The organism is Serratia sp. JSRIV006 (assembly GCF_019968685.1).
Classification (GTDB): Bacteria; Pseudomonadota; Gammaproteobacteria; order Enterobacterales; family Enterobacteriaceae; genus Chania; species Chania fonticola_B.
This window is the reverse complement of sequence record NZ_CP074137.1, coordinates 2,584,881-2,604,791: the sequence shown is the minus strand read 5'-3', so window position 1 is coordinate 2,604,791 and position 19,911 is coordinate 2,584,881. Positions and strand designations below refer to the sequence as shown.

The window sequence follows — 19,911 nt, the reverse complement described above, 5'->3', positions numbered from 1 at the left end:
CTTACTTAAACTGTTTGAGGAAACGCAGATCGTTTTCGAAGAACGCACGCAGGTCGGTGACGCCGTAACGCAGCATCGTCAGACGCTCCATACCCATACCGAAGGCAAAACCGGAATAGATTTCCGGATCGATGCCCACGTTGCGCAGTACGTTCGGGTGCACCATGCCGCAACCCAACACTTCCAGCCACTTGCCGTTTTTGCCCATGACATCCACTTCGGCAGAAGGTTCGGTGAACGGGAAATAGGAAGGACGGAAACGAACCTGCAGGTCTTCTTCAAAGAAGTTGTTCAGGAAATCGTGCAGCGTCCCTTTCAGGTTGGTGAAGCTGATGTCCTTGTCGACGATCAGCCCTTCCATCTGGTGGAACATCGGGGTATGCGTCTGATCGTAGTCGTTACGATACACACGGCCCGGCGCGATGATACGGATCGGTGGCTGCTGGTTCTTCATGGTGCGGATCTGCACGCCAGAGGTTTGGGTACGCAGCAGGCGCGTCGCGTCAAACCAGAAGGTATCGTGATCGGCACGGGCTGGGTGATGCCCTGGGATATTCAGCGCGTCGAAGTTATGATAATCGTCTTCGATTTCCGGGCCGGTCTCTACCGAGAAGCCCAGTTCGCCAAAGAAGGTTTCGATACGATCGATGGTGCGAGTAACCGGGTGCAGGCCACCGTTCTCCAGGCGACGCCCTGGCAGCGAGACGTCGATGGTCTCCGCCGCCAGGCGAGCGTTCAGCACCGCAGACTCCAATGCGTTCTTACGCGCGTTCAGCGCATCCTGAACTTCCTGTTTTGCCTGGTTGATCACCGCCCCGGCTGCCGGGCGATCTTCCGCTGGCACTTCACGCAGGGACTGCATCTGTAAGGTAAAATGACCTTTCTTGCCAAAATATTCGACGCGTACCAAATCCAACGCGGCAACATCTTGGGCATCTTCTACGGCTGCCTTGGCGTTGGCAACCAGCTCTGCGAGATGTGACATTGCTTTCCTCTTCCTCTGGCCTTGTGGCCCTAAGTAATTGTTATCTATTATTCCAACACGCCTTTGGTTGATCTTCAAAGAATTTCAAGCCGTAGCCAGGCAAGTGCCGTGGGCCTGAAAGGCGCTGAAGGTGGCCAAAAACAAAAAAGCCTCCACTTGGGAGGCTTGGGCGCTACTTTCCGTTTCTTTTCTTACGCGCAAAGCCTCCTGAAGTCAGGCGCTAAAGTAAAAAAAGAAGCGGAAAATAACAGCGTGCATGTTGGTAGTACCTTGTCGATGGATTGGCAACCAGTGTGATAGCGCCAGCCGATAAAAGTCAATATCCGTATTGGGAACAAACAGTAAAAGAGGGAGCAAGCTCCCTCTTTTCAACCAGCTTACGCCAGTGCTGCTTTCGCTTTTTCAACCAGTGCGCCAAAGGCCACTTTGTCGAATACTGCGATGTCAGCCAGGATCTTACGGTCAATTTCAATAGAAGCTTTTTTCAAGCCGTTAATGAATTTGCTGTAAGACAAGCCGTTCTGACGAGCAGCTGCGTTGATACGTGCAATCCACAGCTGACGGAACTGACGCTTACGTTGACGACGGTCACGGTAAGCATACTGACCTGCTTTGATTACTGCCTGGAAGGCAACACGATAAACGCGCGAACGGGCACCGTAGTAACCTTTCGCTTGTTTCAGTATTTTCTTGTGACGTGCGCGTGCAATTACACCACGTTTTACGCGAGCCATATGCTCTCTCCTAAAGTCTTATTCTAGATTCAAAAAATATGGCTTATGCGTACGGCAGGCACGCAGTAACCAGGACCAGATCGTTTTTAGACACCATGCCTTTCGGACGCAGATGACGTTTACGCTTGGTTGCTTTTTTGGTCAGAATATGACGCAGGTTAGCATGTTTGCGCTTAAAACCACCGCTGCCGGTCTTTTTGAAGCGCTTGGCTGCACCACGTACAGTTTTAATCTTTGGCATGTTAATTAAATCCACTTCGCATTGTTAAACAACGAATCAGTGAGGCGAATAAAACCCACGCACGCTTGCACGGCGTGGGTTCGATTACTTGGAAGCCTTACTGTTTCTTCTTGGGTGCGAGCACCATAATCATCTGACGGCCTTCGATCCTTGTTGGGAAGGATTCGACCACTGCCAGATCAATATCTTCACACAGGTCTTTACGGACGCGGTTAAGCACTTCCATACCGATCTGCTGGTGCGCCATTTCACGCCCACGGAAACGCAGGGTGATCTTGGCTTTATCGCCGTCTTCCAGAAAGCGAATCAGGTTGCGTAGTTTGACCTGATAGTCGCCATCATCGGTGCCAGGACGGAATTTGATTTCCTTAACCTGGATAACTTTTTGCTTCTTCTTCTGTTCTTTGGTCGACTTGCTCTTCTCGTAGAGGAATTTGCCGTAATCCATGATCCGGCAAACTGGCGGTTCGGCATTTGGGCTGATCTCTACTAAATCAACACCCGCTTCCTCAGCTTTTTCAAGAGCTTCATTCAGACTGACAATACCAATCTGCTCGCCATCGACGCCGGTTAGGCGAACTTCTTGCGCGCGAATTTCTTTGTTAATGCGATTTGGACGCGCCGGTTGAACTCGTTTTCCGCCTTTAATACTTTATTCCTCCAGTTGATGAAGACTTCGGCTGCGTATCTCATGTAGCAGCTTGTCTACGACTTCTTGTACGTCCAGGCTCCCCAGGTCTTTGCCACGGCGGGTACGAACGGCAACTTTGCCTGATTCGACCTCTTTATCACCGCACACCAACATGTATGGAACCCGTCGTAAAGTATGTTCGCGAATTTTAAAGCCAATCTTCTCGTTTCTCAAGTCCGCTTTTGCCCGAATGCCTGCATCTTGCAGTTTTTTGGTCAATTGCTGGACGTAATCAGACTGGCTGTCGGTGATATTCATCACCACTACCTGCACTGGAGCAATCCAGGTCGGGTAGAAACCGGCATATTCTTCGGTAAGGATACCGATGAAGCGCTCCATGGAGCCAAGAATAGCACGGTGTATCATTACCGGGACCACGCGTTCGTTGTTTTCGCCAACATACGACGCGCCTAAACGGCCCGGTAAGAAGAAATCGAGTTGCACGGTACCACATTGCCATGCGCGATCCAAACAATCATGCAAGGTAAATTCAATTTTTGGTCCGTAGAAAGCGCCCTCACCCGGCTGATATTCAAACGGAATCCCGTTTTCAGTCAGCGCAGCGGCCAGATCGTTTTCGGCTCGAGTCCACATTTCGTCAGTCCCAATGCGCTTCTCTGGACGGGTGGACAGTTTCACCACAATCTTTTCGAAGCCAAAGACACCGTACATATCGTAGACCATTTTGATGCAGTCGTTCACTTCGGAACGCACCTGATCTTCGGTACAGAAGATATGGGCATCGTCCTGGGTGAAGCCACGCACACGCATCAGGCCATGCAGCGAACCTGATGGCTCGTTACGGTGGCAGCTACCGAACTCGCCCATACGCAGCGGCAGGTCACGGTAAGACTTCAGGCCCTGGTTGAAGATCTGCACGTGGCCCGGGCAGTTCATCGGCTTGATGCAATATTCACGGTTCTCTGAAGACGTGGTGAACATGGCGTCTTTGTAGTTTTCCCAGTGGCCGGTTTTTTCCCACAGCACGCGGTCCATCATGAACGGCCCTTTCACTTCCTGATACTGGTGCTCTTTGAGCTTCATGCGCACAAAGGCTTCCAGTTCGCGGAAGATGGTCCAGCCGTCGTTATGCCAGAACACCATGCCAGGGGCTTCTTCCTGCATATGATACAGGTCGAGCTGCTTGCCGATCTTGCGGTGGTCACGCTTGGCCGCTTCTTCCAGGCGTTGCAGGTAGGCATTCAGCTGCTTCTTGTCTGCCCAGGCAGTGCCGTAGATACGTTGCAGCATTTTGTTTTTGCTGTCGCCACGCCAGTAGGCACCGGAGGTTTTCTGCAGTTTGAAATGGTGGCAGAAACGCATATTCGGCACGTGCGGGCCACGGCACATATCCACGTATTCTTCGTGATGATACAGGCCTGGGCGATCGTCATGGCTGATATTTTCATCCAGAATCGCTACCTTGTAGCTTTCGCCACGGGCTGCGAAGGTGTCGCGGGCTTCCTGCCAGCTCACAGTTTTCTTGATGACGTCATAATCTTTGTCGGCCAATTCATGCATCCGCTTCTCCAGCAGATCCAGATCTTCCTGCGTCAGGGTATGGTCGAGGTCAACGTCATAGTAGAAACCGTTGTCGATCACCGGGCCAATGGCCATTTTGGTATCGGGCCAGAGCTGTTTGATCGCATGACCCAGCAGGTGCGCACAGGAGTGGCGCATGATTTCCAGGCCTTCGGCATCTTTGATGGTGATGATAGCCAGTTGTGCATCGGCTTCGATAGCATCGTTGGCATCGACCAGTTCACCGTTAACGCGGCCGGCAATACAGGCTTTGGCAAGGCCAGGGCCAATATCACGGGCAACATCCATCGGGGAAACGGCATGGTCGTATTGACGCTGACTTCCGTCAGGAAGAGTAATAACAGGCATTCATAATTCCTTATCTACAGTGGTGACCCACACGACAGATCACATGCAGTACAGATATTTTGGTTAGTGTTGAGTCAGTTATGCTTCATATCTCGCCCACAATTGCCAGATTGACGCACAACTTGGTCCGTTAGTCACACGCGAACCTCCAGTGGCTGTTCACAGCCTTGCGAATAGTAACATTAAAACTGTAGAGGATAAATAAAGCGCAGTTTACTCTGCAGCAGAATCGATCTGGGCTTGACTTACCACGATGACTCGGTCAAATTACCCGGGTAAAATAATTTAACCCGGATATAAAACATGAAAACCATCAATACGCCAAGCTGCACCGCATTTTTGCAGCATCAACGGGTAGCCACCGGGTCTTATGCCGAAGTTGCACAAGCACTGGCTGCGCTGGATCTCACTGCCGGAGGACTGTTAGTGTTTGATGATGCTACCGGCTCCCAAGTGGATTACCCTTGGCCAGCAGGCTACGTTTGGCCCCAGCCTGATGGCGATGTCACTGAGCTTGATGGCGAACCGGCAGCTCAGCCCTCGGTTGGGAGGCCCAGGCTCGGCGTGGTAGCCCGCGAAGTGACGCTTCTTCCCCGTCACTGGGAATGGCTGGCACAACAGCGTGGTGGAGCCTCTGCGGCACTACGTCGTCTGGTTGATGAAGCCCGGCGCACCTCGGTCGAGCAGGATAATGAACGCCGTATCAAAGAGAACAGCTATCGATTTATGAGCGCCATCGCCGGTTCTTTACCAGGCTATGAAGAAGCCACGCGTGCACTGTTTGGCCACGATGGCAAGCTGTTTGCCGAACGCATTGTGCACTGGCCTGCCGATATCCAGGCACATCTGGCCTGGATGACTCGCGATGCCTTCCCCCGGTGATAATAACCCGGCGGGCGCAGCATGCGGCGCCCCTACATATGAGTTTCAGTATCACTAGAGCTCTTTATACGTCTTTCAGGCGCAGGAAAAACGATTAAATGCAAACCCGTCCGCAGCACAAGCAGCCACCGCTTTGGCGCATCTATCTGATCTTTTTGGTGCCTATGGTGCTGTCCAACTTCCTGCAAGGATTTTCAGGCACGCTGAACGGCATCTATATCGGCCAGATGCTCGGCACCCCTGCACTGGCCGCCATCTCTGGCATGTTCCCGGTGGTGTTCTTCTTTATCTCACTGGTGATTGGCGTTGGTGCCGGTGCCTCGGTGCTGATTGGGCAGGCATGGGGCGCGAATGAACCAGAAAAAGTCAAAACCATTGCCGGTACGGCCTTGATGCTGGGCGTGACGCTTGGCTTACTGGCGGCAGTATTTGGCAGTCTGTTCGCTCGCCAGGCGCTACAAGCCCTAGGCACGCCAGCGGACGTGCTGGAAGAGGCGGTTTCTTACGCCCGCATCATGATGCTGATTATGCCCTTGCTGCTGGTATTTGTGTTGTTCACCCAGTTGCTGCGCGGCGTCAGTGACACGATCTCCCCACTCTTGGCCCTACTGCTGTCTACCATCGTCGGCTTGCTGCTCACCCCGGCCCTGATCCGTGGCTGGCTGGGTTTTGCCCCCATGGGCATACAGAGCGCGGCTCTGGCGGGTATGGTCGGTAACGCAGTGGCGATGGTGTATCTGACATTGCGCCTGCGCCGCAAAAAACACGTGCTGGCCCCCGATCGGGCCATGCTGGCCGCGCTCAAGCTGGATACGGTGGTGCTACGCAAAGTGTTACGTATTGGCCTGCCCACCGGTTTACAAATGGTGGTAATTTCTATCTCTGAATTGATCATCCTGACGCTGGTCAACCGCCACGGTTCGGATGCCACGGCAGCCTACGGCGCCGTGACACAGATCGTTAACTATGTGCAATTCCCGGCCCTGTCGATTGCCATCACCGCCTCTATTTTGGGTGCTCAGGCCATCGGCGCTGGCAAAACCGAACGCATTGCCCCCATCTTGCGTACCGGGTTGTATATCAACCTCTGGTTGACCGGTTCGTTGATTATTCTGGTCTACCTGCTGTCACATTGGCTGTTGGGTCTGTTCCTGACCAGCCAGGTAGTATTGGCAGAAGCGGAGCATTTATTGCATATCATGCTGTGGAGCATGCTGGTATTTGGTTTCCAGGCGATTGTCGGCGGCATCATGCGCGCCAGTGGCGTGGTGTTGGTACCGGTGACAATATCCATTCTCTGCATCGTGGCCGTACAGTTGCCAGCGGCCTACCTGCTCAGCAATCACTTTGGCTTGGAGGGGGTATGGATGGCATTCCCTATCGCCTATTTGACAATGCTGGCATTGCAAACAACGTTTTATAGGTTGGTATGGAGGAACAGAAAAATTGAGCGTCTAGTCTGACACGGATAGCCACAGTACTTATTTGGGCGTAGTGACTGCGCCCCCATTTCATTCTTTTGCTGGGGTTTGTTATATGTCGAGTATTCTGCAGTTGTTTCAGGCCATCGGGGTTGGGCTGGCCCTACTGTTGCCACTGGCCAACCCGCTAACCACCGTGGCGTTGCTGCTCGGTCTGTCGGGAAATATGACCAACGAAGAACGCAACCATCAGTCGCTGATGGCTTCGGTCTACGTGTTCTGCATCATGACGGTCGCGTTCTATGCCGGTCAGCTAGTGATGAGCACTTTTGGAATTTCCATCCCCGGGTTGCGGATCGCCGGAGGGTTGATTGTCGCCTTTATCGGTTTTCGCATGCTGTTCCCACAGCAAAGTGCCGATGAAACACCGGAGGTAGAAACCAAAAGCAGAGAGCTGCACAAGAAAACCTCGGCCAATATCGCGTTTGTCCCGCTGGCCATGCCAAGCACCGCCGGGCCGGGTACTATCGCCATGATCATCAGTACCTCATCCAGCGTCCACGAAAATACCCTGGGCTTTGCCCACTGGGTGCTGCTGGCCGCACCGGTGGCCATTTTCCTGTCGATAGCGATCATTCTGTGGGTCTGTTTACGCAGTTCCACGGCGATCATGAAACTGGTTGGTGAAAGCGGTATTGAGGCCATTTCCCGCCTGATGGGCTTCCTGCTGGTGTGTATGGGCGTGCAGTTTATTATCAACGGCGTGTTGGAGCTGATTTCTACCTACGTACCAATGACCTAACCCTACCGGCCCCGCTGTTGCGGGGCCAACTTGCTCCCTATGCCAAACCGTAAACCAAAGCGGAAAGCGCAATCAGCCCCATCACCAGCACAAAGACATTGCTCAATGCTCGATAACGGCGCATAGCCGGAACCGCGCGCACCGCATACATCGGCAGAATAAACAGGATCACCGCAATCAGCGGACCGCTGATGGTTTCAATGATATGCAAGGCGCTCGGATTCCAAACGGTGGCCGCCCAGGTCAGCAAGAACAGCACCACACCGGAAATACGATGGGTTGTGACTGCAGTGAGTGGCTTGCCAACGGCGCGTGTTAGCCCATCGATCAGACTGGTTGCCCCTTCGGTAACGCCTAATGAAGTACCAAGATAGGATTTTGCCATCGCCAACATCGCCATCACCGGCCCAAGATAGGCAATCAGCGGGTTGGAAAATTTGTTGGCCAGGGTGGTCAACACCGTGATGTTCTGTGCTTTCGCCTGCTCCATCTCCTGGTGCGAAAGACTCAGCACGCAGCTGAACACGAAGAACAGCACGGTGACGCAAATCAGCAGGTAGCTGTAACGCATAATCCGCGCACAACGGCGCTCAGCGTTGTCACCATATAAGCTTTTCTGGGTGGAAGCGAACGACGAAATGATCGGCGCATGGCTAAAGGAAAATACCATTACCGGGACCGCCAACCACAACGAATGCCAGAGGTCGGGGCTGTCAAATTGGGTGTTGGCCAAACCACTGACAAAGTTCTCGGTCTGCCAGGTGGGTACCAGATACAGCGAAATCCCCATCAGAAACACCAGCAATGGGAATACCAGAACGCCCATCGCGGCCACGATCGTATCCTTTCCACGCAGCAGTACCAAATTGAGCACCACCACCACCGCCAAACTCAGCCAGATGCGGGGTACCGGGGCAAAGTGAAATTGATGGGTCAGAAAGCTGTCCAACGCGTTGGTGATGGAAATACTGTAGACCAGCACGATGGGGAAAAACGCCATCAGGTACAGCACCATAATGATCTTGCCGGCTAACACGCCGAAATGTTCGACCACCACGTCCTGAATGTTGCCATCGCGGCTCGAGCCGGAAAGGACAAAACGGGTTAGTGCCAAATGGGGTAAATAAGTCAGAGGGAAAGCGAACAGTGCCATCAATAGCAGCACCAATGGGCCATTCAGACCGGCATTGATCGGCAGAAACAGGGTGCCGGCACCCACGGCCGTGGCATAAAGCCCGAACATCCAGACGGTGTCGGTCTTGTTCCATTTGGCAGGTTGAGCAATGGCCAACCTGCCATGATCTGGAGAAATCGTACTCATGAGACAGCTTACCTTAATCTACAGCGCCAACGATTGCGCCCGACGGAAACTCCCTTCTCCGTAGAATGTTTATATAAAACAGGATATTAATGGCGAGAGAAATTCACCTACCTGATAAAAGGACGGCAAAGGATAAAGAAAATCTCTGGAATGGTCTATATTTCGGCGGTTAACTGCGCGCTTCGTGAGCAGCCTATGCCGCCCACGAGCCATAGGGAATGAAACAAAGCTTAGGCGCTGGCGGCGGCGACAAACCGGCGTATTTCGCCAATATGCTGCGGGCCGTAACTACATTGCCCTACTTCTATTTTTGGCTTGTTACGCCCATGGAAGTCGCTGCCACAGGTAACAAACGCCGAGCGGCTCAGGGCAAACTCATACAGCTGGCTGGCCAACTCCGGTGAATGATAGCTTGAGAACACCTCGACCCCCATCACACCAATCTTCAGCATGTCATCGATGACTTGAGTATGGTCCTGCTTAACGTTGGCACCGATATGCGCCAGGATCGGTATTCCCCCATTATGGCGGATCACCTCCACCATGCGGTTCATGGCGGGATAGGTGACTGGCATATAGCACACCTTCCCTGGTCCAAAGAAGTCCCAGTAGAAGTTGATTAGTGGCATATCGGCCCTTTCCCCCCCGGGTCGATAAGGCATCAGCAATGGATGCCCATCATTACGTGGATCGTCGAGTATCACCTCGCCCATCTGCTCTTCCTGCGGGATAGCGCCACCGCATACCTGCTCCAGGCGTTGCTCATCCAGATGGAATTTCAACCCACGCAGCTTGGCAAACTTCTGCGGCGTCAGTTCCCGTTGAATGCTGCTGAAATTGTTATAGATTTCAACAAAGTCATTGCTGGGGGTAAACCCGTAGCCCAACAGGTGGAAGTTGCGCCCAGCGAAGGTGCAGTCGATCTCGATACCAGACAGGACATTGAGGCTGGACGATGCCAGCGCCTTGGCTTCCGGCACCGAATTGGCATTATTATGGTCGGTCACCGCCAACGTACTGATGCCGTTGGCCAGGCAGCGTGCAATCAGCGTCTCAACCGGGAAGTCTGCATCATCGCTGTAGTTGGAATGCATATGCAGGTCGATTTTTTCCATGGCAATGTCCTTTGGCGAATGCTCAAACCAAGACCATACTAAAGCCGCCCTTGAATGCATACAGTGGATTTGACACTTTGTATCGTCAGGATCACAAAAGCGTGGGTCTGCTCACGGGATGTAGATCGACATGTTGACGAGATGGATAACGGTGCAGACTGTTAACAGGCATTGACGGTGCCAAATAGCTGTGGCTACTTGGTCATCTATCTAAAATGCCCCACTTTTCCAGGGCATCTCACCTGATGAAATCTGCTTTTTTGCCAAAGATGGCAAACCGCAACGCATCATGTTCGGAAAAGCAGCGTATCGATTAACCTCGCACATTTCCTTTTGAACTTGATGCGCTTTCTGTAGGTATATTTTCGACCAAGACTAATACAGATACGCTTACGTCTATCAACCTCAAAAGCGATGGAAACGTACACCACAATTAATAAAACTATTACCATCACGCCCATAGCCTCCCTTTGGTTTCAACGCTCCCTTGCGATTAACATTAATAACATTAATGAAATTTTTATTCACCAATAAATAAAATTAGAACAACTCAATCAATAACAGTGACATAGAACAAATATGAAGTGCAATATCTCGCAGAAAGGTAAAAATCTCAGGTCAAATAGTCTAAAGACCCAGGAATGGGCTGTTAAAAGTGATTAAAAATCACACACCATGAAATGATTAGCAACTCTAACTTATTTAAGGATAGTTGAGATAAATAAAGGGCCTCGAACGAGGCCCTTGTGAGGATTACTTGACACCCACAGGCGCTGGCTCTGGGACAGTAGAACTGCCCATCGCCTTCTCATCGCGGATAATTGAACGATCCTTACGCACGTCAGCTACATCGGAAGCACTGATGGCTTTGGCATTATTACCCCAGCTGGAGCGGATAAAGTTCACCACGTCAGCTACCTGCTGGTCGTTCAAGCGCCAGCCAAACGGTGGCATGGTGAGGTTGGAAACCGCCCCCTTCACTGCTGGCGTGGTATTGCCGACCAGCACAATGTGGATCAGCGAGGTCGCGTCTTCGGTCTGCACCACCGGGTTGCCCTTCAGTGCCGGGAAGGCACGCTTGTAACCAACACCATTTGTACGGTGGCAAGCGGCACAGTTATCGACGTACAGCGCGGCTCCGGGCTTGCTGTCGTTACCACGCCACAAATCTTTGGCGACGCTGTCTTCAACCGGAGCGGCCTGCTGTTTACCGTCTTTCGGCGGCAAGATTTTCAGATAGCGGGCGATCGCGGTCAAATCCTCATCGCTGAGATATTGCAAGCTATGTTCGACCACGTCGCTCATGCCCCCAAATACCACCGACTTATCGTTGCGGCCGGTTTTCAGGAACTCGGTCAGTTCGCTCTCGCTCCAGGTGCCTAAGCCATCTTTATTATCGCCACGCAGGCTGGATGCTACCCAACCGTCGATCGGCGCGTTACTGCCAGACAGGTAGTCATCCCCTTCCGTGTTGCTCAACGCCTTCTCTTGCATGGTCAGGCTGCGCGGCGTATGGCATGCCCCGCAGTGCCCAAGCCCTTCGACCAGATAGCGGCCACGTTCGATAACCGGATCGGCGTTGGCGTTGGCCGCAAAATCAGCCGGTGTTGGTGCAAACATCGAACGCCAGATGTGCAGTGGCCAACGCATGGACAGCGGCCAGGGAATATCGGAGTCTTGGTTCGCTTGTTCGACTGGTTGCACGCCGTGCATGAAATAGGCATACATGGCACGCATATCCTCCTCTTTCACCAGCGCAAACGAAGGATAAGGCATCGCCGGGTACAGGGTGCTGCCGTTCTTGGCGACACCTTTGCGTACCGCATTGTCGAAATCTGCAAAACTGTAATCGCCAATGCCGGTGGTTTTGTCCGGGGTGATGTTGGTGGAATAGATAGTGCCAATCGGCGTTTCCATCGCCAAACCACCAGCAAAGGGCACACCGTTTTTACCATTGGTGTGGCAGGCCACACAGTCACCGGCACGTGCTAGATATTCACCACGTTTGAGCAATTCGCTGCTGACCGTCGCGTCCTGCGCCAAAACGGAAAAACTCAGTGCACTGAGTACCAGTGCGGGAACCAAAGCTTTCATCACTCGCATCCTCATGCCTGCACCAATGGGCCTGGGTTTTTCAGATACTGCTCGCGAATGGCACGGGCAGACCAGTAGGCCAACGCGGCAACGGTGCCGGTCGGGTTGTAGCCTAGCCCCTGCGGGAAGGCCGATGCGCCGATCGAGAACACGTTATGCACGTCCCAGCTTTGCAGATAACGGTTTACCGCGCTGGTCTTGGGATCTTCTCCCATCACCGCCCCGCCGTTCATGTGCGTAGTTTGGTAGCTGGTGGTATCGAAATGGCTGTTGGCGTTTTTCGGGCTGCCGGAAATCAGTTTCGGGTTCATCGCCTTGGCGATCGGGGCCATCTTGTTGAACATAAACTGCGCCATCTTGATGTCGTTTTCCTGCCAGTCGAAGGTCATGCGTAGCAGCGGTTGGCCAAAGACGTTCTTGTAGGTCGGATCGAGATCGAGATAGTTGCTACGATAGGACTGGTGCGCGCCATGCGCATCCATAGAGACATGGTGCGTATAGGCATCCGCCACCGCGGCTTTCCACTTGCTGCCCCAGGCTGGAGTACCAGGAGGCGTTGGCAGGCCGGAGATCGGTTTGGTACCCGCCTGGTTGACCCAGAACGGTGAGCCACCGACAAAGCCCTCTTTGCCGTGATCAAAGTTATCCGCGTTGAAATCATCCACGCCGACGCCGTTACCGCCCGCGCCAATAAACGGGTTGGTATGGACGTCCTTATCAAAGAACGCCTTGATGGTAGTCATGTTCTGGTAGGCAAAATTACGCCCAACCACCCCTTCACCGGTCTGTGGATCGTAAGGTTTGCCAATGCCGGAGAGCAGCATCAGATGCACATTGTGGAACTGGAAGGCCCCGAGGATCACCAGATCGGCAGGTTGTTCAATCTCACGCCCCTGGGCATCGATATAGTTCACCCCGGTCGCCCGGCTTTTGTCAGCGGTCAGGTTAACTTTCAGCACGTTAGCGTTGGTGCGCAGCTCAAAGCGCTTCTCCATCCGCAGTGCTGGCAAGATATTGACGTTTGGCGACGCCTTGGAATACATGTAGCAGGCATAACCGCTGCAGTAACCGCAGAAGTTGCAAGGACCCATCTGCGCGCCATAGGGGTTGGTATAGGAATCTGACGTATTGGCAGAGGGCAGATTGTAAGGGTGATAACCCACCTCACGCGCCGCCTTTTCAAACAGCTGCGCGGAGAAGGTGTTCTTCTGCGCTGGCAGTGGGAAATGGTCAGAACGGTCTGGTGCAAAGGGGTTTCCGCCTTTGTCTTTACCCACCAACTGCCCCTTCACCGACCAGGCTGTGCCGGAGGTGCCGAATACCTTCTCGGCCTTATCGAAGAACGGCTCCAGTTCGTCGTAGCTCACCCCAAAATCCTGGATCGTCATGTCTTTTGGAATAAAGCTTTTACCGTAGCGCTCTTCATAATGGCTGCGCATACGCAGCTCGATAGGATCGATACGGAAATGCACGCCAGACCAGTGCAGGCCAGCTCCGCCCACTCCGGTACCCGGCAGGAAAGCCGCCAACTGGCGATAAGGTACTGCGGTTTGGCTGGTGTTGTGACGGATGGTCACCGTACTTTTAGAAAGGTCCTGGAACAACTTGCGGCGGATATTATAGGTTAGTTCATCGATCACCTGCGGGTAGGAGCCGTCTGGGTAGGTATCGCGCATCGGGCCACGCTCAAGCGCCACCACGTTTAGCCCGGCCTCGGTCAACTCCTTGGCCATAATGGCACCAACCCAACCAAAACCGACGATCACCACATCCTGCTTCTTCATTACCGTTGCCATAATTACCCCCTCTCCCCACGAATCGATACTGGTGGGAAGGGATAACGTTCCCCTCGCTCAACCCAGTCCATAAAGTCGGCGCGCGCGCCCGGAAAATTAATCAGCTTCCATCCCACCATTTCTTTGTTACCGCCATGGATTGGATCGCTGAAAAAACCTTCACGGGTGTTTTGCAATAGGTAAGAGAAGAACAGCTTGGCAGGCAGTTGCGCAAACTCGGCCTCACCGGATTCAAACTTCTGCAACAGCGCATCCTGTTGTGCGCCATCCAGCTCGGCGAATACTTTACCTGCCGTTTTCTTGCTGTAGGCATCCGCGTCGCTGATACCCAGGTTATAAATCTGTTTCGGCACCAACGGCAGTTGATAACCCATTTCCGGTGCAACATCGGGATTGAACGGCCCTTGCATGTACCAGATTGAGCCGGTGGCATAAGGCGTATTCATCTGCCGATCGATAAACTCCGGCACGCCTGCTTCCAAAGCGCCCGGGCCGCGCTCGTCCGCAGGGATCAAACGCGCGACCGCCGCCTGGACAAAGGCCCACTCTTCGGGGGTAAAGAAGGTTGGTTGATAGTCAGCCTGCTTGGGGGTGTCGCTAGCGGCAAGCACGGGTGTGGGCGCCGTCAGGGCACTCACACCGCTGCCACCGATAACGGCTGCGGGGATCAGCGTCATCGACTTCAGCAAGAAATCACGCCGGGAGTTGTTGGTTTTATCGTTCGACATAGCACATTCCTTCCAAAAAAAATCACAACTATTTAACCTCAACCTCGCGTTCCATACGGAGTTTAAACATATATTGTTACGTAATTGTTTATTTTTTGAAGGTCAGAATGTGAGCTTTGGCAGCAATGTTACCGGTAACTATTTGATTGAGCGTAAAGTTTTCTTTGTTAATGTAAAATTAACAATTTGTGCGGTTTTTTAGTTCAAAAGGCGGGAGAACAACGGAAATGGGATGCAGAGCACATTTTTACCGGCAAGAAATAGCAAAACCGGCCCTTTATTGGGGCCGGCTGTAGGCAATCTGAGGCTAGTCAGCCATCGCTTGATAAGCAGTGGTAACCTTCCACAAGTAACGCGGCGCTTGCGGTGCCGGGTGTTTCTTCTGGATATGCTGATAAAACTCGTCCGGGCTCATCTGATTGATGCGGTTTACCGCCACACGTTTATCCGATGAGAAGGTCCGTAACATCGCGCCTGCCCCGTTCACATAGGAAACGATGGTGGCATAGCGTAACGTTTGTGGATTGGTGATCCCGGCTAGCTGCTGGCTTTGAAGAATATTGATATAGGCTGTTCCCAGATCAATATTGACCGCCGGATCCTTCAACTCACGTGAACTTGGCTGCCCGTTCTTTCCCTTCATACGGTAAGCATCGCGTCCAGCGGTTGAGGCTTTCAGCTGCATGAGCCCCACGGCATTCGAGGTGCTGACCACGTTCGGGTTAAACCCGGACTCCACCTGAATGATCGCCTTAATCAGCGTTTCGTCGACGCCATAGTTGCTGGCAGCCTGACGGATATAATCGTTATAAGCGACCGGTGTCCCGGTACGGTTGCTTGGTGTTTGCGTTGGGGTTTTGAGCCAACCGCCCGAAGTGCCACTGCCTGCCTGGTTGCCGGTTGTTTGCGGATCTTTCGCACAACCGGCTAATAGTACGATTGCCATCAGGCAACCTATTTTTGTTTTCACAGAATCCCTCACTCCTTTCAATGAGTTGCGTAGCATATACAACGGGTAAGGATACCTGCATAACTTTTTTGGTCTATTCTCAGGCTATCCATATACCAAGAGGTGATTTATGAGTCAATCTTCGTCCATAGGATTTGTGGTGACTTTCACCTATCCGGAACAGAGCTTAACCGATTTAGCCAAATTAACCGGACAAATGACGCTGGCCGGTTTTTCCACCATGCTCAGCGACAGCAACGGCATTCCCCATGAGCTGGGGATCAACAGTTTTTCGCTAACAACGCCATTAAATCAAGAAGATGTCAAACAGTTGGCACAAGGCTTGGGCGAGGTGGCATTGGGGGCAAAACCCGAAGTGGAAATAGTCACTGGCAGTGATTACTTTAAGCGGTTACATCCCGATACATAAAATGTTATAACTCACACGGCGGTACTATTTCATTAACAACAACATAACCCCTTGGCAAAGCTTGGTGATGCTTGACTTCCGCTCAATTGATATTGATAATCATTTTCATTTGAATAAGGAGACGTCATCATGCCAATGAAAAACAACGTATTTACTCGTCGTCGTTTTAGCTTGTCCCACTTTCGCCCCCTTGCCCTGCTCTGCATATGCCTTAGCGTTGTTGCTGTGAGCCAACCGGCTTCGGCAAAGGAAAAGCTGCGCGTGGTGACCACCTTCACCATTATCCAGGATATCGCCCAGAACGTGGCGGGCGACGCTGCCGTAGTGGAGTCCATCACCAAGCCTGGGGCGGAAATCCACGACTATCAGCCCACGCCGCGGGATATCGTTAAGGCACAGCACGCCGATCTGATTTTATGGAACGGGATGAACCTGGAGCGCTGGTTCCAACGCTTCTTCGAAAATATCAAACAGGTGCCCGCCGCCGTGGTAACCGAAGGGATCACCCCGCTGCCGATCCACGAAGGCCCGTATAACGGTAATCCAAACCCCCATGCCTGGATGTCGCCAAGCAATGCGCTGATCTACATCGAGAACATCCGCAAAGCGCTGGTGCAGCACGATCCTGATAACGCCGAAACCTATAACCGCAATGCCAAAGCCTACGCTGAAAAAATCGCGGCGCTGGATGCCCCGCTACGCGAGCGTTTGTCGCGTATTCCGGCAGCCCAGCGCTGGCTGGTAACCAGCGAAGGCGCCTTTAGCTATCTGGCCAAAGACTATCAGTTGCAAGAAGTCTACCTGTGGCCAATCAATGCCGACGAACAGGGCTCACCGCAGCAGGTGCGCCGGGTGATTGATACCGTGCGGGCCAACCACATTCCGGTGGTGTTCAGCGAAAGCACCATTTCGGATAAGCCTGCCAAGCAGGTGGCCAAAGAAACCGGCGCACAATACGGCGGCGTGCTGTACGTCGATTCGCTGTCTGCCGCCGACGGGCCGGTGCCCACCTATATCGATCTGCTCAATGCCACCGTGCAGACCATCGCCAAAGGATTCAATCAATGAGTGCAGAGACCTTTATCCGCCCCGAACTTAGCGTGGATGACGTATCGGTCACCTATAACAACGGCCATACGGCGATCCATAACGCCAGTTTTACCCTTAGCGGTGGTTCGATCTGTGCGCTGGTAGGGGTTAACGGCAGCGGGAAATCGACCCTCTTCAAAAGCATCATGGGCCTGGTAAAACCGACATCTGGCCAGGTGACGCTGAGCGGGCAGCCGGTTGTCGCCGCGCTGAAGAAAAACATTATCGCCTACGTGCCGCAAACCGAGGAGGTTGACTGGAACTTCCCGGTGCTGGTGGAAGACGTGGTGATGATGGGCCGCTACGGCAAAATGAACTTCTTGCGCATTCCTACCAAGGAAGACCGGCTGCGGGTCGATAAGGCGCTGGAACGCGTTGGCCTGACTGAATTACGTAGCCGACAGATCGGCGAGCTTTCCGGCGGGCAGAAAAAGCGCGTATTCCTGGCCCGTGCCCTGGCTCAGCAGGGAACGGTGCTGCTGCTTGATGAGCCTTTTACCGGCGTAGATGTCAAAACCGAGAACGCCATTATCGATCTGTTACGTTCGCTGCGCGATGAGGGGCACCTGATCCTGGTATCGACCCACAACCTCGGCAGCGTACCGGAGTTTTGCGATCGAGTGATCCTGATTAACCGTACCGTGCTTGCCGCCGGCCCGCTCGAGACCACGTTCACGCAAAGCAATCTGGAACTGGCGTTCGGTGGCGTGTTGCGCCATATCAACCTCTCCGGGCCCGATCTGCACGATGACAACGATCCCCGCACCGTGACGGTAATCACCGATGACGAGCGCCCTGCGGTGTTTTATGGCCATACCAAGAGCGATCCTCCGGCGCAAAGTCAGCAAAAGGAGAATAACCCCTGATGCTCGAGATCCTGCTGCAACCGTTCAACTACAACTACATGGTCAAGGCGATGTGGGTCAGCGCCATCGTCGGTGCGGCCTGCGCTTTTCTGTCAGCGTATCTGATGCTGAAAGGCTGGTCGTTGATGGGGGATGCGCTTTCCCACTCCGTGGTGCCTGGGGTGGCCGGTGCCTATGCCCTCGGCCTGCCCTATGCAGCCGGTGCGTTTTTCACCGGCATGCTGGCCGCGCTGGCGATGACGTTGGTACGCCACATTACCCGCCTGCGTGAAGATGCGATTATCGGTTTTATTTTCTCCACCTTTTTCGCCGTCGGCCTGTTGATCATTTCGCTCAATCCTACCTCAGTGAACGTGCAGTCGATCATCTTCGGCAACATTCTCGGCATCGCAGATGAAGACGTGTTGCAGGTGGAGATTATTATCGGCGTTTCGTTACTGATCTTATGCCTGGTGTGGAAAGACCTGCTGGCGGTATTTTTCGATGAAAACCACGCGGTGTCGATCGGGCTTTCGCCACTCAAGTTGAAGATACTGTTCTTTACCCTGCTTAGCGCCTGCACCGTGGCCGCGCTGCAAACCGTCGGCGCCATCCTGGTGATCGCCATGGTGATCACTCCCGGTGCTACCGCCTATCTGCTGACCGACCGTTTTGGCCGGCTAGTGATTATCGCCATCGCGATCGGTGCCTTGACCAGCGGCTTGGGTGCCTACCTCAGCTTCTTCGTCGATGGGGCCACTGGCGGCGTGATCGTCACGTTGCAAACGCTGGTGTTCCTGGCGGCCTTCCTGTTCGCACCGAAGCACGGGCTGTTAGCCTCAAAACGTCGCGTAAACCGTAGCAATTCTCCGGAGGGCAACTGATGGAACTCCTGTTGCAATGGCTCTCTGAGCCGTTCGCCTATCCCTTTATGCAACGCGCCATCATCGCGGCTATCGTCACCGGTGTCGTCTGCGCCGTGTTGTCTTGCTATCTGGTATTGAAAGGCTGGTCACTGATGGGTGATGCCATTTCTCACGCCGTGCTCCCCGGCATTGTGCTGGCCTTTGTGTTCGGTATTCCGCTGGTGATTGGCGCATTTCTTTCCGGCATTTTCTGCGCGGTCGCGACGGGCTATCTGAAAGAACACAGCCGGGTAAAAGAAGACACGGTGATGGGGATCGTATTCTCCGGCATGTTTGCCTTTGGGCTGGTGCTGTTTGCCCGCATCGATACCGATCAACACCTCAGCCATATCCTGTTCGGCAATATGCTGGGGATCACCGACGGTGAGCTACGGCAAACGTTGTGGATCGCCGGGATCACGCTGGCGATCGTGCTGCTCAAGCGCCAGGACTTCATGCTCTACTGTTTCGATCCCAATCATGCGCGCGTTATCGGCCTGCCGGTGAAGTTACTGCACTACGGCTTACTGTGCCTGCTGGCGTTAACCATTGTGGCCTCGCTACAGGCGGTGGGGGTGATCCTGGTGATTGCGATGCTGATCGCACCGGGGATTATTGCGTTCACGCTGTGCCGCAGTTTCAACCGGATGTTGATTGTTGCCACCATCGCTTCGGTTTTTTCCTGTGTGCTGGGTACACTGATCAGCTTTCATATCGACGGCGCAACCGGGCCGTGCATCGTGATCGTACAGGCGCTGCTGTTTGTCATCGCCCTGCTCTATAGCCACTTCAAACCCGTGCAACGCAACGAAATCACCGTAGTTAAAAACCATTAAGCCGCCCTCACCCTAACCCTCTCCCCCAGGAGAGGGAACAGAATGTGCCACAGACTGACTCCTGCACCTACCCACGGCTCCGCACCCGCTCCCTGATGTGGTCTAGTATTATCGAACACCGATAACGGTTTTTACGCCACCCGCTCCCTGTGGGAAA

At 53.4% G+C, this 19,911-nt stretch carries 20 protein-coding genes and 1 other annotated feature; of the genes, 8 read left to right on the top strand and 12 right to left on the bottom strand.

Annotated elements, in window-relative coordinates; translation table 11 throughout:
- Position 1 precedes the first annotated feature (1 nt).
- From pheS to thrS, 6 genes are all read right to left on the bottom strand, one after another.
- Entirely contained in the window at positions 2–985 is a 984-nt protein-coding gene (pheS, locus tag KGP16_RS12075) for a phenylalanine--tRNA ligase subunit alpha (RefSeq protein WP_021804595.1), read from the bottom strand.
- Positions 986–1,124: 139 nt separating this feature from the next.
- Positions 1,125–1,249: a sequence feature (Phe leader region), on the bottom strand.
- Entirely contained in the window at positions 1,199–1,243 is a 45-nt protein-coding gene (gene pheM / locus KGP16_RS12070) for a pheST operon leader peptide PheM (protein ID WP_121608962.1), read from the bottom strand. It overlaps the preceding feature by 45 nt.
- 113 nt (positions 1,250–1,362) lie before the next feature.
- Positions 1,363–1,719, bottom strand: a complete 357-nt coding sequence (gene rplT / locus KGP16_RS12065) for a 50S ribosomal protein L20 (protein ID WP_004963673.1) — start codon at positions 1,717–1,719, stop codon at positions 1,363–1,365.
- Positions 1,720–1,762: 43 nt separating this feature from the next.
- On the bottom strand, positions 1,763–1,960 hold the full coding sequence (gene rpmI, locus KGP16_RS12060; RefSeq protein ID WP_004931418.1) for a 50S ribosomal protein L35: 198 nt from the start codon (positions 1,958–1,960) through the stop codon (positions 1,763–1,765).
- Between the two features lie 97 nt (positions 1,961–2,057).
- Positions 2,058–2,609: a translation initiation factor IF-3 gene (gene infC, locus KGP16_RS12055; RefSeq protein ID WP_071683678.1), complete on the bottom strand. Its 552-nt coding sequence runs from the start codon at positions 2,607–2,609 to the stop codon at positions 2,058–2,060.
- Positions 2,610–2,612: 3 nt separating this feature from the next.
- Positions 2,613–4,541 carry a threonine--tRNA ligase gene (gene thrS / locus KGP16_RS12050; protein ID WP_021178149.1) on the bottom strand — a complete coding sequence of 643 codons (1,929 nt, stop codon included), beginning with the start codon at positions 4,539–4,541 and terminating at the stop codon, positions 2,613–2,615.
- A 303-nt stretch (positions 4,542–4,844) separates the two neighbouring features.
- Here thrS and KGP16_RS12045 point away from each other — a divergent pair, with 303 nt between their 5' ends.
- The 3 genes from KGP16_RS12045 (at position 4,845) to KGP16_RS12035 (ending at position 7,646) form a co-directional block, all read left to right on the top strand.
- On the top strand, positions 4,845–5,423 hold the full coding sequence (locus KGP16_RS12045; RefSeq protein ID WP_181817497.1) for a DUF2239 family protein: 579 nt from the start codon (positions 4,845–4,847) through the stop codon (positions 5,421–5,423).
- 98 nt (positions 5,424–5,521) lie between these two features.
- Positions 5,522–6,886: an MATE family efflux transporter gene (locus tag KGP16_RS12040; RefSeq protein WP_094981805.1), complete on the top strand. Its 1,365-nt coding sequence runs from the start codon at positions 5,522–5,524 to the stop codon at positions 6,884–6,886.
- A gap of 73 nt (positions 6,887–6,959) precedes the next feature.
- Positions 6,960–7,646, top strand: coding sequence for a MarC family NAAT transporter (locus KGP16_RS12035; RefSeq protein WP_094981806.1), 687 nt, complete (start codon positions 6,960–6,962; stop codon positions 7,644–7,646).
- A 37-nt stretch (positions 7,647–7,683) separates the two neighbouring features.
- On the opposite strand, the gene KGP16_RS12030 is transcribed toward KGP16_RS12035, so the two are convergent.
- The 6 genes from KGP16_RS12030 to KGP16_RS12005 form a co-directional block, all read right to left on the bottom strand.
- The gene (locus KGP16_RS12030) at positions 7,684–8,967 is read right to left on the bottom strand and encodes a serine transporter (RefSeq protein ID WP_021804601.1); all 1,284 of its coding nucleotides are present in this window, start codon (positions 8,965–8,967) and stop codon (positions 7,684–7,686) included.
- Positions 8,968–9,197: 230 nt separating this feature from the next.
- Positions 9,198–10,082 (bottom strand): PHP domain-containing protein, encoded by an 885-nt coding sequence (locus KGP16_RS12025; protein ID WP_115158418.1) that lies wholly within the window; start codon positions 10,080–10,082, stop codon positions 9,198–9,200.
- A gap of 753 nt (positions 10,083–10,835) precedes the next feature.
- Positions 10,836–12,176 (bottom strand): cytochrome c, encoded by a 1,341-nt coding sequence (locus tag KGP16_RS12020; protein ID WP_223501381.1) that lies wholly within the window; start codon positions 12,174–12,176, stop codon positions 10,836–10,838.
- An 11-nt stretch (positions 12,177–12,187) separates the two neighbouring features.
- Positions 12,188–13,972 (bottom strand): GMC family oxidoreductase, encoded by a 1,785-nt coding sequence (locus tag KGP16_RS12015; protein ID WP_021178195.1) that lies wholly within the window; start codon positions 13,970–13,972, stop codon positions 12,188–12,190.
- 2 nt (positions 13,973–13,974) lie between these two features.
- On the bottom strand, positions 13,975–14,700 hold the full coding sequence (locus tag KGP16_RS12010) for a gluconate 2-dehydrogenase subunit 3 family protein (protein WP_021804604.1): 726 nt from the start codon (positions 14,698–14,700) through the stop codon (positions 13,975–13,977).
- Between the two features lie 307 nt (positions 14,701–15,007).
- Positions 15,008–15,670 (bottom strand): transglycosylase SLT domain-containing protein, encoded by a 663-nt coding sequence (locus KGP16_RS12005; RefSeq protein WP_223501379.1) that lies wholly within the window; start codon positions 15,668–15,670, stop codon positions 15,008–15,010.
- Between the two features lie 109 nt (positions 15,671–15,779).
- Here KGP16_RS12005 and ghoS point away from each other — a divergent pair, with 109 nt between their 5' ends.
- The 5 genes from ghoS (at position 15,780) to KGP16_RS11980 (ending at position 19,754) form a co-directional block, all read left to right on the top strand.
- Entirely contained in the window at positions 15,780–16,079 is a 300-nt protein-coding gene (gene ghoS / locus KGP16_RS12000) for a type V toxin-antitoxin system endoribonuclease antitoxin GhoS (protein WP_071680433.1), read from the top strand.
- A 129-nt stretch (positions 16,080–16,208) separates the two neighbouring features.
- Positions 16,209–17,147: a metal ABC transporter substrate-binding protein gene (locus KGP16_RS11995; protein WP_021804608.1), complete on the top strand. Its 939-nt coding sequence runs from the start codon at positions 16,209–16,211 to the stop codon at positions 17,145–17,147.
- Positions 17,144–18,034, top strand: coding sequence for a manganese/iron ABC transporter ATP-binding protein (locus tag KGP16_RS11990; RefSeq protein WP_179247388.1), 891 nt, complete (start codon positions 17,144–17,146; stop codon positions 18,032–18,034). Before KGP16_RS11995 ends, KGP16_RS11990 begins: the two co-directional genes overlap by 4 nt.
- Entirely contained in the window at positions 18,034–18,897 is an 864-nt protein-coding gene (gene yfeC, locus KGP16_RS11985) for an iron/manganese ABC transporter permease subunit YfeC (RefSeq protein ID WP_179247387.1), read from the top strand. The genes KGP16_RS11990 and yfeC overlap by 1 nt, the downstream gene beginning before the upstream one ends.
- Positions 18,897–19,754: a metal ABC transporter permease gene (locus tag KGP16_RS11980; RefSeq protein ID WP_021804610.1), complete on the top strand. Its 858-nt coding sequence runs from the start codon at positions 18,897–18,899 to the stop codon at positions 19,752–19,754. The genes yfeC and KGP16_RS11980 overlap by 1 nt, the downstream gene beginning before the upstream one ends.
- Positions 19,755–19,911 lie beyond the last annotated feature (157 nt).